Here is a 12,804-nt window from a genome sequence, read left to right as displayed (position 1 = left end):
CATCAAAAGGAGACCATCATGAAGCAGGGCATCCACCCTGACTACGTCGAGGCCCAGGTGACCTGCACCTGCGGCAACACGTACACCACCCGCAGCACCAAGGCCACGCTGAACGCAGTCGTGTGCGCCGAGTGCCACCCGTTCTACACCGGCAAGCAGAAGATCCTCGACACCGGTGGTCGCGTGGCGCGCTTCGAGAAGCGTTACGCCAAGAAGTAGCCGACAAGACGAACGCCGAGACCCGGGCATGCCCGGTCCGGCGTTCGTTTCTTTTTGCCCTCGTAGGACCCCGCGCACCAGGAGCCACCCATGTTCGACAACGCCCAGCCGCTGATCGACGAATTCCGCGACCTGGAGAAGCAGCTCGCCGACCCCGACCTGCACTCCGACATGGCGCGCTCGCGCAAGGTGGGCCGTCGGTACGCCGCGCTGCGGCCGATCGTGGAGGGCATCGACGCGTTCCGACGACTGACCGAGGACCGCGAGGCGGCGGCCGAGCTGGCGGCCGATGACCCCTCGTTCGCCGACGAGGTGGCAGACCTCGACGCGCAGCTCGAGGTGGCCACGGCCAAGCTGACGAGGCTGCTCGCCCCGCGTGACCCCAACGACGACGCCGACGCCCTCGTCGAGATCAAGTCGGGGGAAGGCGGGGACGAATCTGCGCTGTTCGCCGGGGACCTGCTGCGCATGTACACGCGCTACGCGGAGGACCTGGGCTGGAAGGTCGAGGTGCTCGACTCCCAGGACACCGACCTGGGCGGGTACAAGTCCGTCACCGTCGCCGTGAAGGGCGGCGGGCACGAGTTCGGGCCCTACGGACGCCTGAAGTTCGAGGGCGGCGTGCACCGCGTGCAACGCGTGCCGGTCACCGAGTCTCAGGGACGCATCCACACCTCGGCGGCTGGCGTGTTGGTGATGCCGGACGTCGAGGCCGACGAGGTCGAGATCAACGAGGACGACCTGCGCATCGACGTCTTCCGGTCCTCGGGGCCGGGCGGCCAGGGCGTCAACACCACGGACTCCGCGGTGCGCATCACCCACCTGCCCTCGGGCGTGGTGGTGAGCTGCCAGAACGAGCGCTCCCAACTGCAGAACCGTGAGTCCGCCATGCGCATGCTGCGCGCACGGCTCACGCAGATCGCGGAGGTGCAGGCCGCCGCCGCCGCCTCCGATGCCCGCAAGTCCCAGGTGCGCACGGTGGACCGTTCGGAGCGGATCCGCACCTACAACTTCCCGGAGAACCGGATCACGGACCACCGCATCGGCTACAAGGCGCACAACCTCGACGCCGTGCTCCAGGGGGCCTTGACGCCCCTGCTGGACGCGCTGGCCGAGCAGGACCTCGCCGAGCGCCTCGCCGGGGTGGGCGGGTGAGGGCCCAGGAGCTCGCCCACGAGGTCGCCGAACGCCTGACGAGGTCCGGGTCGCCCAGCCCGGGGCCGGAGGCCCGCATCCTGGTGGCGCACGTGCTCGGCGTCGAGCCGGCCCAACTGCTGCTCGCCAGCGTGACGCCGCAGCAGCGGGCCGCCGTCGACCACCTCGTCGAACTCCGCGCCGAGGGGGCGCCGTTGCAGCACCTCACCGGGGTGGCGTACTTCCGGCACGAGACCCTCGACGTGGGCCCGGGCGTGTTCATCCCCCGCCCGGAGACCGAGGAGATGGTCGGCTGGGCGCTGCGCCGCCTCGCCGAGCGGCCCGCCGAGCGGCGCCGCGTCGTCGAACTGTGCGCCGGCTCCGGCGCCATCACGGCGGCACTGGCACGCGAGCTCGGGGGAGTGGAACTGCACGCCGTCGAACTGTCGCCCGAGGCCCACGCCTACCTGGTGCGCAACCTCGACGGCCTGGGCGTCGACATCGTGCTCGGCGACATGGCCGACGCCTTCGCCGAACTCGACGGCACCGTCGACCTGGTGATCGTCAACCCGCCCTACATCCCGGAGGCGCACCGCCAGGTGCTCCCCAGCGACGTGCTGCAGGACCCGGTCATGGCGCTGTTCTCCGGCCCCGACGGGCTGGACGCCATGCGCGTCGTGGCGCGGGTGGCGGCGCGGCTGCTGCGGCCCGACGGCCTGCTCGCCACCGAGCACGACGACTCGCACGCGCCGGCCGTCGTGGCGCTCTTCGAACGGGCGGGCTTCGGCGATGTCGCCTCGCACGCCGACCTGACCGGCCGCCCGCGGTTCGTGACTGCCGCCGCACCGCCCGGAGATGGCAGGATTGGCCTGTGACTCAAACCCCCCGCGTCTTCAACCTGACCACCGACGGTGAGGAAGGCCTCCGCGAGGCCGCTGCCGCCGTCCGGGAGGGCCAGTGCATCGTGCTGCCCACCGACACCGTCTACGGGATCGGCGCCGACGCGTTCGACGCCGACGCGGTGCAGCGCCTGCTCAACGCCAAGGAACGTGGCCGCGACATGCCACCGCCCGTCCTCGTGGCCGAGCCCTCGATGCTGCGCGCCGTCGCCGACGAGGTGCCCGAGGCTGCCGCGGCGCTGGCGAAGGCCTTCTGGCCCGGCGCGTTGACGCTGATCCTCAGGGCCCAGCCGCGCGCCGGCATGCAACTGGGGGAGACCGGCGGCACGGTCGCCGTGCGCGTGCCGGACCACGACGGCGCCCGCGCACTGCTGCGGCACACCGGCCCGCTGGCCGTCAGCTCGGCCAACGTCCACGGACAGGCCGCCGCGGTGACCGCGGACGAGGCGGTCGAGCAGCTCGGGGACCGCGTGGCCGTCTACCTCGACGCCGGTCCGGCCGCAGGCGGGGTCGCCTCCACGATCATCGACTTCGCGGCCTTCCCGGAGGGCCGCATCGTCCGCGAGGGCGCGCTGAGCCTGGACCAGGTGCGCGAGGTCGCCCCGGACGTGATCGGACAGTAGTGCGCGAATACCTCCTGGTGCTGTTCGTCGCAGCCGGCGCCACCTACCTCCTGTCGGGGTTGGCCCGGAACGTCGCCGTCCGCACCGGAGCCCTCGCCACGGTCCGCAACCGTGACGTCCACACCCACCCGATCCCGTACTTCGGCGGGGTGGCGATGTTCGGCGGCCTCGTGATCGCCCTGCTCCTGGCCGTGCAGATGCCGTTCCTGGGGCGCTACACCACCGTCGAGCACGACGCCTCCGCGGTGCTGTGGGCCGGCCTGATCATCTGCGTGGTGGGCGTGCTGGACGACAAGTACGACATGCCGGCGCTGGTGAAGCTCGGCGGCCAGGTGCTGGCCGCGGGCGTCGCCGTGATGCAGGGGGTGCGCATCTACTGGATCCCGCTGCCGGACCGCATCGTCGGCCTCGACGACACCACCAGCATCATGGTCACCGTCCTGATCATCGCCGTGTGCGTCAACGCCGTGAACTTCGTCGACGGGCTCGACGGCCTGGCCGGGGGCATCGTCGCCATCGGATCGGGAGCGTTCTTCAGCTACACCTACGTGCTGGCCTACGAGCAGGAACTGGCCCGTGCCACCACGGCCAGCCTCATCACGGTGGCCACCTGCGGCATCGCGGTGGGCTTCCTGTTCCACAACTGGCACCCCGCCAAGATGTTCATGGGCGACTCCGGTGCCATGCTGCTGGGCATGCTGATGGCCATGAGCGCCATCTCGTTCACCGGCCAGCTGGACCCCAGCGCGCTCGCGCAGGGCAGCGACGTCCTGCCCGCCCTGCTGCCCATCCTCCTGCCGGTGGCCGCGTTGGCGCTTCCGCTGCTCGACCTGATGCTGGCGTGGGTGCGCCGGGCGTGGAACGGTCAGCACCCGTTCCAAGCCGACAAGCAGCACCTCCACCACCGCCTGCTCGCGCGCGGGCACTCGCACTGGGGCGCGGTACTGCTGATGTACGGCTGGTCCGCCGTCGTCTCCGTGGGCCTCGTCCTCATCGCGCTGACCAACCGTTCCACCGCCGTGTGGCTGGTGGCGGGCAGCCTGGTGACGGTGCTGGTGCTGACGCTGTGGCCGGTGCGCACGGCACCCAGTTTCATCGGGGGTCGTGAGGCCGAGGTGGTCGACAGGAAGCCGGTCGATGGCTGAGCCGCGCCGCACCGTCACCGCCGCCACGAAGCGGGCCAGGGAGATGATGGTCGGCGGCCTCGTGGCGGGACACGTCGTCGGCCTCACCGTCCTGGGGCTGGCACTGGCGATCGACGGCCCCAGCGCCGCCCTCACCGCCGCGCTCGGGTTCGCCGCCGTCGTGATCTTCTACTCGATCGGCCAGGCCCTCGAAGTGGTGGCCTCGGAGCTCGAACCGTTCCAGGGGCTGGGCCTGGTGCTGGTCAGCTACGCGGTGCGCGTCGTCGGCATCGCGGCAGGCTTGTGGGGGCTGCTGGGCCTGCCGGCCATCGCGCCGCACGTGTCCAAGGGCTGGCTGCTGCTCAGCGTCGCGGGCACCGTGCTGGCCTGGGTGTTCGGCGTCGTGTTCGTCGCCTCCCGGCAGCGCGTTCCCGTCTACGACACCGAGTACCAGCCGCCGTCGTCGGGCTGACCGCGGACTTTTGGGACAGGAAGTCGCCGATGTGAAACAACCTGTTCTTTCCGCTAGGCTCATCCACGTTATGGGCACTTCACCTACGCCGGGCGACGGGTCAGAGCGTTCTGGTCCTTCCGGGCGTGAGGACGGGATGGCCGTCCTCGCCTACATCCTCGCAGGGTTGATCTTCTACGGGGGCCTCGGGTGGGTCGGTGACCATTTCCTCAAGACAACATGGCTGTTGCCACTCGGCCTCATCGTGGGGCTCGTCAGCAGCTTGTACCTGATCATCAAGCGATACGGGAGTGGTACGTGACTCTGGGCCTTCTTCCGCTGGAGACCGGCGGCGATTACACCCCTCCTGGCACCGAGGACTTCCTCTGGCCCTCGCTCATGCCGGGCGTCCTGCCCGATTGGGTGAACAAGCCGCTCATCCAGGCGGTCATCGGTGCCCTCCTCGTGATCATCCTGTGGGTGGTCGCCTCCCGGAAGCTGAAGGTGCAGCCCACCAAGGGCCAGTTCTTCGCCGAGTACCTCTACGAGTTCGTGCGCAACGGCATCGCGCGGGACATCCTGCACGCCGACTTCCGCAAGTTCCTGCCGTACCTGCTCGGCCTCTTCAGCTTCCTGCTGGTCAACAACTGGTTCGGCCAGTTCTTCTACTTCATGTACCCGGCGTTCTCGAACGTCGGCTTCGCGTACGGCCTGGCCGTCCTGTCCTGGCTCATCTACGTCGGGGCCGGCTTCGCGAAGTGGGGCTTCGGCGGCTTCCTGAAGCGTTCGCTCGTGCCCGAGGGCGTCCCCGGCTACCTGCTGCCGCTGGTCATCCCGCTGGAGTTCCTGGCCACGTTCATCACGCGTCCCATCACGCTGGCGCTGCGTCTCTTCGCCAACCTGTTCGCCGGCCACCTCGTGGTCATGGTGTTCGTCGTCGGCGGCGGTTGGCTGCTGAGCCAGCAGGACAACCTGTTCTACAACATCTCCGGCGGCGTCTCGATCCTCTTCAGCCTCATCATCATGCTGCTGGAGCTGTTCATCGGCGCCCTGCAGGCCTACATCTTCACGGTCCTCACCGCCCAGTACGTGTCGACCTCGATCGCCGAGGCGCACTAAGCACCCGAATCTCCCCAGGTCGACCGCCTGGGTAGTCATCCGAAAGGAAAACAATGTCCCTCCTCGAAATCACCGGCAACCTGAACATGATCGGCTACGCGATCGCTACGATCGCCCCGGCCCTCGGCGTTGCCTGGATCTTCGCGTCGGTCATCAACGGCACCGCCCGTCAGCCCGAGGCCCGTGGCGCCATGATGAGCACCGCCTTCATCGGCTTCGCCGTGGTTGAGGCGCTGGCCATCATCGCCATCGCCCTCGCGTTCGTCCTCTGAGGCCTCCTGTGGTCCCCTTGGAAGGGGCGCAAGACCTCCTCGGACCCCTTGCACCCCACTACTGGTCAGAGGTCTTCGCTGGCATCGCCCTGATGCTGATCATCTTCCTCATCATGTGGAAGGTCGTCGTACCGGCCTTCGAGAAGATGTACGAAGAGCGCTCGAACAAGATCGAAGGTGGCATGCAGCGTGCCGCAGCCGCAGAGGCCAAGGCCGCTGCTGCGCTCGCTGAGTACAACGACCAGCTCAACGCTGCGCGTGAGGAAGCCGCCCGGATCCGCGAGGACGCCAAGAACCAGTCCGCCACGATCCTCGCCGAGGCTCGCGACAAGGCCAGCAAGGAATCCCAGCGGATTCTCGAGTCCGGCCGCGCGCAGCTCGAGGCGGAGCGTTCCCAGCTGGTCCAGGATCTGCGCGGAGAGGTCGGTGGCATGGCCACCACGCTCGCCGGCAAGATCGTCGGCGAATCCCTCACGGACGACGAGCGTGCCATGCGCACCATCGATCGCTTCCTCGCTGAGCTCGAGACTGCAGGATCAGATCGATGACGGCCCGCGACGCCGCTTACGCTGCGCTCGACACCACGGTCGACGGCATCACCACCGATGCCCGGACCGCGGAAGAGTTGTTCGCCGTCGTCGATCTGCTCGACGGTCAGCCGACGCTGCGTCGTAGCCTGTCGGATCCTTCGGCCGCAGACGCGAACCGTGCACGGCTCGCCGAGCGCCTGCTCGGCGGGAAGATCTCGCAGGCGGCGCTGTCCGTGGTCACGGCGGTCGTGCAGACCCCGTGGAGCAGCGCCAACCGCCTGGTCACCGGGCTCGAGCGCCAGGGCATCCGCCTGGCGCTGCAGAGCGCGCACCGCGAGGGCCGCATCGACGACGTGACCGGCGAGCTGTACCAGCTCGCGGGCACCGTCGACGCCAACCGCGAGCTGGCCGCGGCACTGCGCAACGCGCAGTACCCGGTGGCAGCGAAGCGTGACCTGCTCAACCGCCTGGTCTCCGGCAAGGTCCACCCCGTGACCGCGATGCTCGCATCGCGTGCGGTGAAGGCCCGCAAGCGCACCTTCGCCCTCACGGCGAAGTCGTACGTGGAGATGGGCGCGGAGCTCGCGGGCGAACAGATCGCCCAGGTCACCGTCGCACGCCCCCTGGACGCCGAGCGTGTCGCACGCCTGAAGTCCGCCCTGGAGAAGCAGGTGGGCGGCCCCGTCAACCTGCAGATCGAGGTCGACCCCGCCGTGCTGGGAGGCATGAACGTGGTCATCGGCGATGACGTAATCGAATCAACCGTTGCCGCGCGGCTCGAAGATGCCCGCCGGCAGCTCACCCACCTCTGAATCCCTAGAAAGAGAAGTAGGACGACATGGCTGAACTCACCATCAGTCCGGACGAGATCCGCAACGCACTGGACGACTTCGTCCAGGCGTACGAGCCCAAGGCCGCCGGCCGCACCGAGGTCGGCACGGTCGTCTCATCGGGCGACGGCATCGCCCGTGTCGAGGGCCTGCCCTCGGCCATGGCCAGCGAGCTGCTGCGGTTCGAGAACGGCACCATGGGCATCGCCCTGAACCTGGACGAGCGTGAGATCGGCGTCGTCGTCCTCGGCGATTCCGAAGGCATCGACGAGGGCTCGACCGTGCACGGCACCGGCGACGTCCTCTCGGTCCCCGTCGGCGACGGCTACCTCGGCCGCGTCGTCGACGCCATGGGCAACCCCATCGACGGTCTCGGCGAGATCAGCGGCATCGAGGGACGCCGCGCTCTCGAACTGCAGGCCGCGGGCGTCATGGACCGCCAGGAGGTGCGCGAGCCGCTCCAGACGGGTCTGAAGTCGATCGACGCGATGATCCCGATCGGCCGTGGCCAGCGTCAGCTGATCATCGGTGACCGCAAGACCGGCAAGACCGCCATCGCGATCGACACGATCATCAACCAGAAGGCCAACTGGGAGTCGGGTGACAAGAAGAAGCAGGTCCGCTGCATCTACGTCGCCATCGGCCAGAAGGGCTCGACCATCGCGGAGGTGCGCGGCACGCTCGAGGCGGCCGGCGCCATGGAGTACACGACCATCGTGCACGCCCCCGCCTCGGACCCCGCAGGCTTCAAGTACATCGCCCCCTACGCCGGCTCGGCCATCGGCCAGCACTGGATGTACCAGGGCAACCACGTGCTGATCGTGTTCGACGACCTCACCAAGCAGGCGGAGGCGTACCGCGCCATGTCTCTGCTGCTGCGTCGCCCCCCGGGCCGCGAGGCGTATCCCGGTGACGTCTTCTACCTCCACTCCCGCCTGCTGGAGCGCTGCGCCAAGCTCTCCGACGAGCTGGGTGGCGGCTCGATGACCGGCCTGCCGATCATCGAGACCAAGGCCAACGACGTGTCGGCCTACATCCCCACCAACGTGATCTCCATCACCGACGGCCAGATCTTCCTTCAGTCGGACCTGTTCAACGCCAACCAGCGCCCGGCCGTCGACGTCGGCGTGTCGGTGTCGCGAGTCGGCGGCGCCGCGCAGGTGAAGGCCATGAAGCAGGTCTCCGGTTCGCTGAAGCTGAGCCTGGCCCAGTACCGCGACATGCAGGCCTTCGCGATGTTCGCCTCAGACCTCGACGCGGCCACCCGCCGCCAGCTCGACCGCGGCGCCCGCCTCACCGAGCTGCTGCGTCAGGGCCAGTACGCGCCGTACCCGGTCGAGGACCAGATCATCTCCGTGTGGGCCGGCATCGAGGGCCACTTCGACGACGTCCCCGTCGACGACGTGCTGCGCTTCGAGCAGGAACTGCTGGACTACCTGCGGCACAACACCTCGGTGCTGACCGACATCGCCGGCGACTTCCAGTTCGGCGACGACCGCAAGGCCGCCGTCGTGCAGGCCCTCGGTGAGTTCAAGAAGGTCTTCCGCACGTCCGAGGGCACCCTGCTCGTCGGCCGTGAGGAGCACAAGCCGCTCGAGGACGAGGACATCGCCCAGACGACGATCGTGCGCCAGAAGCGGGGCTGATCGACCATGGCATCCAGTCTGCGTGAGCTTCGCCAGCGTCGCCGATCGGTATCGACGACCAAGAAGATCACCCGAGCCATGGAGCTCATCGCCGCCTCCCGCGTCGTCAAGGCGCAGCAGGCGGCGCGCTCCGCGGCCCCCTACACCCGGGAGCTGACCAAGGCGGTCTCCGCCCTGGCCAGCGTGACGGACCTCGATCACCCGCTGCTGCGTGCGGTGGAGAAGCCTCGCCGCTCCGCGATGCTGCTGATCACCTCCGACCGTGGTCTCGCCGGCGCCTACTCGGCCAACGCCATCAAGGCGGCAGAGCAGCTGCACGCGAAGATCATCCAGGAGGGCCAGGAGAACGTCCAGTACATCACCGGCAACAAGGGTGTGGCGTACTTCGAGTTCCGCCAGCGCACCATCGAACAGTCCTGGACCGGTTTCTCCGACCGCCCCTCCTACGCGGAGGCCAAGGAGATCGCCGACGTGCTCCTCGAGCGCTTCCTGCGCCCCTACGAGGAGGGTGGCGTCGACGAACTGCACATCGTGGGCACCCGGTTCATCTCGATGATGACCCAGACCGCCGTCGCCGTGCGCCTGCTTCCGCTCGTGGTCCAGGACGCCCCTGACGACCAGGCGGCGGACTCGGACGACCTGAACCCGTTCTACGAGTTCGAGCCCGACGCCCGCACGGTGCTGGACCGGCTCCTGCCGCTGTTCGTCGCCAACCGGGTGCACAACGCGCTGCTCCAGTCGGCGGCCTCCGAGCTGGCCAGCCGCCAGAGCGCGATGAAGTCGGCCACCGACAACGCGCAGGATCTGATCGAGAAGCTCACCCGCGCCGAAAACCAGGCTCGCCAGGCGGGCATCACACAGGAAATCACTGAAATCGTCGGCGGCGCCTCTGCGCTGGCCGAATCAGCCGGAAACGAATGAGGTAACAAATGACTGCCACTGTGAGCGACACGCAGCCGGCCACCACCGGTGGTGTCGGCCGCGTTGCCCGCGTCATCGGCCCCGTCGTGGACGTCGAGTTCGCGGCTGACCAGATCCCGGAGATCGGCAACGCGCTGACCGTCGAGACCGAGGTCATGGGCGAGAAGCGCACCATGACCATGGAGACGGCCCTGCACGTCGGCGACAACGTCGTGCGCGCCATCGCCCTGAAGCCCACCGACGGCATGCGCCGTGGTGCCGAGGTCACCGACACCGGTGCGCCCATCACGGTGCCCGTCGGCGACGTCACCAAGGGCCACGTCTGGAACGTGACCGGTGACGTGCTCAATGTCGACCCGTCGTCGATCGAGATCACCGAGCGTTGGCCCATCCACCGCCCGGCCCCCAAGTTCGACGCGCTGGAGTCGCGCACCGAGATGCTCGAGACGGGCATCAAGGTCCTCGACCTCCTCACCCCGTACGTGAAGGGCGGCAAGATCGGCCTCTTCGGTGGTGCGGGCGTCGGCAAGACGGTCCTCATCCAGGAGATGATCTACCGCATCGCCCACAACTTCGGTGGCACCTCGGTGTTCGCCGGCGTGGGTGAGCGCACCCGTGAGGGCAACGACCTCATCAACGAGATGGAGGAGGCGGGCGTCCTCAAGGACACCGCGCTCGTCTTCGGCCAGATGGACGAGCCGCCGGGCACGCGTCTGCGCGTCGCCCTCTCGGCCCTGACCATGGCGGAGTACTTCCGCGACGTGCAGAACCAGGACGTGCTGCTGTTCATCGACAACATCTTCCGCTTCACGCAGGCCGGTTCCGAGGTCTCCACGCTGCTGGGCCGCATGCCCTCGGCCGTGGGTTACCAGCCGAACCTGGCAGACGAGATGGGTCAGCTCCAGGAGCGCATCACCTCGACGAAGGGTCACTCGATCACGTCGATGCAGGCCATCTACGTGCCGGCAGACGACTACACCGACCCGGCCCCGGCCACGACGTTCGCGCACCTGGACGCCACCACCGAGCTCTCCCGTGAGATCGCCTCGCGTGGCCTGTACCCGGCCGTGGACCCGCTGGCCTCGTCGTCGCGCATCCTCGACCCCCAGTACATCGGTCAGGAGCACTACGACACCGCGGTGCGCGTCAAGCAGATCCTGCAGCGCAACAAGGAACTGCAGGACATCATCGCCATCCTCGGCATCGACGAGCTGTCCGAAGAGGACAAGATCATCGTGAACCGGGCGCGTCGCATCCAGCAGTTCCTGTCGCAGAACACCTACATGGCCGAGAAGTTCACCAACATCCCGGGCTCCACGGTGCCGCTGGCCGACACCATCGAATCGTTCCAGATGATCTGCAACGGTGACGTCGACCACATCGCTGAGCAGGCGTTCTTCAACGTCGGCGGCATGGATGACGTCATGGCCAACTGGGACCGCATCCAGAAGGAAAGCTGAGCCCATGGATCGCGCACCGCTGCATGTCGAAGTCGTCTCCGCCGACCGTGTGGTGTGGTCCGGCGACGCCGTCAACATCATCGCGCGCACCGTCGAGGGTGACATCGGCATCCTGCCAGGCCACGAGCCGCTGCTCGCGGTCCTCGAGCCGTCGCTGGTCGAGATCGTCACGGCGGACGGGTCCAGCGAGTCGTTGATGGTCGACGGTGGGTTCATCTCGGTGGCCCACGGCCACGTGTCGCTGCTGGCCCAGTACGCCGGGCTCGGCCGCGAGGTGGGCCTCGAGGAGGCCCGCAAGGAGTTGGCCCCGCTGGTGCTCAAGGCGCAGCAGGGCCAGGCCGACGACGCCGAGATCCACCGGATCAAGATGTTGAAGGCCCAGGTTCGCGCTGGCGAACGGGCAGCCACCAACTAGGAACACACACCGCTCAGGGCGGCCCTCCACCGGGGGGCTGCCCTGAGCGCATACTGGGGCAGTACCACCGGGGAGAAGGGAACAGTCGGCACATGTGGGAGATCATCATCGCGGCAGTGCTCGTGATCTGTCTCGTGCTGCTTCCCTTCGCGCTGCTCTACCTGCGCCGCCGCTGGCTCACCGGCCAGGGCGGCCTTTTTGATTGCGCCTACCAGGTCAAGGAGACGACGCCGGGGTCGGGGTGGGTGCTCGGCATGGCGAGGTATCGCGGCGAGCACCTCGAATGGTTCCGGTCGTTCTCCCTCGACCTGAGGCCCAAGCGGGTGTTCCCGCGCGTCGGCACGGCGTACGTGCACCAGCGGCGGCCCGCCGGCCTGGAGGCGATCGCCCTGTTCGAGGACTCGATGATCGTCACGCTGCAGGACCGCCTGACGGGGGAGACGTCGTCGCTGTCCATGGCCCGCGACGAGGTGCTGGCCCTGATGAGCTGGCTCGAGTCGGCGCCTCCTGGCTCGAACTACCTGCCCGCGTCGGCCGACACGCCTGGCTGAGGCGCACTGCGGTCCGTCCCCGGCACCCACAGCACCTCGTGCTCCGTGCCGTTGGCGACGCGGCTCATGATGAACAGCAGGTCGGAGAGGCGGTTGAGGTACTTGATCGCCAGCGAGTTCACGCCGCCGTCGGTGTCCAGCCCGTACTGCTCGGCGCAGGCCCAGGCGGCCCGTTCAGCGCGGCGGGCGATGGTGCGGGCCACGTGGAGCTGGGCTCCGGACGGGTTGCCGCCCGGCAGGATGAAGCTGCGCAGGACGGGGAGGTCGTCCTGCAGTTCGTCGCAGTACGCCTCGAGGCGGTCGATCGACGGCTGCTCGATGCGCAACGGCGGCCACTTGGGGTTCGGGTCCAGCGGGTTGGAGAGGTCGGCACCGACGTCGAAGATCTCGTTGCGGACCAGCGCCAGCATCTCCACGACGCGCTCCGGCAACCCGCCCAGCGCCACGGCGAGGCCGATGGCGGAGTTCGCCTCGTCGGTGTGCCCGTAGGCCTCGACGCGCAGGTCCGTCTTGCGGACCTCGGAGTTGTCGGACAGGCGCGTGGTGCCGGCGTCGCCGGTGCGGGTATAGATCTTCGAGAGTGTGACCATGGTCCCAATCTATGCCAGAG

At 68.4% G+C, this 12,804-nt stretch carries 15 protein-coding genes and 1 pseudogene; 15 read left to right on the top strand and 1 reads right to left on the bottom strand.

The genetic code is table 11. From position 1 onward, the window contains the following. The first annotated feature begins 18 nt into the window (after nt 1-18). From rpmE to ABEA30_RS09025, 15 genes and pseudogenes are all read left to right on the top strand, one after another. On the top strand, nt 19-219 hold the full coding sequence (gene rpmE, locus ABEA30_RS09095; RefSeq protein ID WP_345582083.1) for a 50S ribosomal protein L31: 201 nt from the start codon (nt 19-21) through the stop codon (nt 217-219). A 90-nt stretch (nt 220-309) separates the two neighbouring features. Further along, on the top strand, nt 310-1,374 hold the full coding sequence (gene prfA, locus ABEA30_RS09090) for a peptide chain release factor 1 (RefSeq protein WP_345582081.1): 1,065 nt from the start codon (nt 310-312) through the stop codon (nt 1,372-1,374). Next, complete coding sequence (gene prmC / locus ABEA30_RS09085; RefSeq protein WP_345582079.1) at nt 1,371-2,228, top strand: peptide chain release factor N(5)-glutamine methyltransferase; 858 nt, start codon at nt 1,371-1,373, stop codon at nt 2,226-2,228. Before prfA ends, prmC begins: the two co-directional genes overlap by 4 nt. A gap of 38 nt (nt 2,229-2,266) precedes the next feature. Next, nucleotides 2,267-2,869 (top strand): annotated as a pseudogene (locus ABEA30_RS09080) (L-threonylcarbamoyladenylate synthase); the annotation flags it as partial. Nucleotides 2,870-2,874: 5 nt separating this feature from the next. Beyond that, the gene (locus tag ABEA30_RS09075) at nt 2,875-4,020 is read left to right on the top strand and encodes an MraY family glycosyltransferase (protein WP_345582077.1); all 1,146 of its coding nucleotides are present in this window, start codon (nt 2,875-2,877) and stop codon (nt 4,018-4,020) included. Beyond that, entirely contained in the window at nt 4,013-4,471 is a 459-nt protein-coding gene (locus ABEA30_RS09070) for a hypothetical protein (RefSeq protein WP_345582075.1), read from the top strand. The genes ABEA30_RS09075 and ABEA30_RS09070 overlap by 8 nt, the downstream gene beginning before the upstream one ends. Before the next feature lie 297 nt (nt 4,472-4,768). Further along, nucleotides 4,769-5,569, top strand: coding sequence for a F0F1 ATP synthase subunit A (atpB, locus tag ABEA30_RS09065; protein WP_345582071.1), 801 nt, complete (start codon nt 4,769-4,771; stop codon nt 5,567-5,569). A gap of 53 nt (nt 5,570-5,622) precedes the next feature. Then, nucleotides 5,623-5,841: an ATP synthase F0 subunit C gene (gene atpE / locus ABEA30_RS09060; protein WP_076058514.1), complete on the top strand. Its 219-nt coding sequence runs from the start codon at nt 5,623-5,625 to the stop codon at nt 5,839-5,841. Between the two features lie 17 nt (nt 5,842-5,858). After that, nucleotides 5,859-6,389 (top strand): F0F1 ATP synthase subunit B, encoded by a 531-nt coding sequence (locus tag ABEA30_RS09055; RefSeq protein ID WP_345582066.1) that lies wholly within the window; start codon nt 5,859-5,861, stop codon nt 6,387-6,389. After that, on the top strand, nt 6,386-7,183 hold the full coding sequence (locus ABEA30_RS09050) for a F0F1 ATP synthase subunit delta (protein WP_345582065.1): 798 nt from the start codon (nt 6,386-6,388) through the stop codon (nt 7,181-7,183). The genes ABEA30_RS09055 and ABEA30_RS09050 overlap by 4 nt, the downstream gene beginning before the upstream one ends. Nucleotides 7,184-7,209: 26 nt before the next feature. Beyond that, nucleotides 7,210-8,847 carry a F0F1 ATP synthase subunit alpha gene (atpA, locus tag ABEA30_RS09045; RefSeq protein WP_345582063.1) on the top strand — a complete coding sequence of 546 codons (1,638 nt, stop codon included), beginning with the start codon at nt 7,210-7,212 and terminating at the stop codon, nt 8,845-8,847. A gap of 6 nt (nt 8,848-8,853) precedes the next feature. Further along, nucleotides 8,854-9,768: a F0F1 ATP synthase subunit gamma gene (locus ABEA30_RS09040; protein ID WP_345582062.1), complete on the top strand. Its 915-nt coding sequence runs from the start codon at nt 8,854-8,856 to the stop codon at nt 9,766-9,768. 8 nt (nt 9,769-9,776) lie between these two features. Then, complete coding sequence (atpD, locus tag ABEA30_RS09035; RefSeq protein ID WP_345582060.1) at nt 9,777-11,228, top strand: F0F1 ATP synthase subunit beta; 1,452 nt, start codon at nt 9,777-9,779, stop codon at nt 11,226-11,228. A 4-nt stretch (nt 11,229-11,232) separates the two neighbouring features. Then, nucleotides 11,233-11,643 (top strand): F0F1 ATP synthase subunit epsilon, encoded by a 411-nt coding sequence (locus ABEA30_RS09030; protein ID WP_345582058.1) that lies wholly within the window; start codon nt 11,233-11,235, stop codon nt 11,641-11,643. Between the two features lie 92 nt (nt 11,644-11,735). Then, the gene (locus ABEA30_RS09025; protein WP_345582056.1) at nt 11,736-12,194 is read left to right on the top strand and encodes a DUF2550 domain-containing protein; all 459 of its coding nucleotides are present in this window, start codon (nt 11,736-11,738) and stop codon (nt 12,192-12,194) included. Here the strand turns inward: ABEA30_RS09025 and ABEA30_RS09020 are convergent. Continuing rightward, nucleotides 12,161-12,784 (bottom strand): cob(I)yrinic acid a,c-diamide adenosyltransferase, encoded by a 624-nt coding sequence (locus ABEA30_RS09020; RefSeq protein WP_345582054.1) that lies wholly within the window; start codon nt 12,782-12,784, stop codon nt 12,161-12,163. The two genes, ABEA30_RS09025 and ABEA30_RS09020, sit on opposite strands and share 34 nt — an antisense overlap. Nucleotides 12,785-12,804 lie beyond the last annotated feature (20 nt).

It is taken from the genome of Tessaracoccus lubricantis, assembly GCF_039544535.1.
Taxonomy (GTDB): domain Bacteria; phylum Actinomycetota; class Actinomycetes; order Propionibacteriales; family Propionibacteriaceae; genus Arachnia; species Arachnia lubricantis.
Note: the sequence above shows the minus strand (reverse complement) of the source record. Positions and strands in the feature narration are given on the sequence as shown.

Excerpts from the sequence above, each read along its gene's own strand:
- ABEA30_RS09040 (WP_345582062.1), top strand. The coding sequence starts at position 8,854 with ATGGCATCCAGTCTGCGTGAGCTTCGCCAGCGTCGCCGATCGGTATCG.
- ABEA30_RS09050 (WP_345582065.1), top strand. The coding sequence starts at position 6,386 with ATGACGGCCCGCGACGCCGCTTACGCTGCGCTCGACACCACGGTCGAC.
- atpD (WP_345582060.1), top strand. The coding sequence starts at position 9,777 with ATGACTGCCACTGTGAGCGACACGCAGCCGGCCACCACCGGTGGTGTC.
- ABEA30_RS09070 (WP_345582075.1), top strand. The coding sequence starts at position 4,013 with ATGGCTGAGCCGCGCCGCACCGTCACCGCCGCCACGAAGCGGGCCAGG.
- atpE (WP_076058514.1), top strand. The coding sequence starts at position 5,623 with ATGTCCCTCCTCGAAATCACCGGCAACCTGAACATGATCGGCTACGCG.
- rpmE (WP_345582083.1), top strand. The coding sequence starts at position 19 with ATGAAGCAGGGCATCCACCCTGACTACGTCGAGGCCCAGGTGACCTGC.
- ABEA30_RS09030 (WP_345582058.1), top strand. The coding sequence starts at position 11,233 with ATGGATCGCGCACCGCTGCATGTCGAAGTCGTCTCCGCCGACCGTGTG.
- ABEA30_RS09020 (WP_345582054.1), bottom strand. The coding sequence starts at position 12,784 with ATGGTCACACTCTCGAAGATCTATACCCGCACCGGCGACGCCGGCACC.
- atpA (WP_345582063.1), top strand. The coding sequence starts at position 7,210 with ATGGCTGAACTCACCATCAGTCCGGACGAGATCCGCAACGCACTGGAC.
- prfA (WP_345582081.1), top strand. The coding sequence starts at position 310 with ATGTTCGACAACGCCCAGCCGCTGATCGACGAATTCCGCGACCTGGAG.
- ABEA30_RS09025 (WP_345582056.1), top strand. The coding sequence starts at position 11,736 with ATGTGGGAGATCATCATCGCGGCAGTGCTCGTGATCTGTCTCGTGCTG.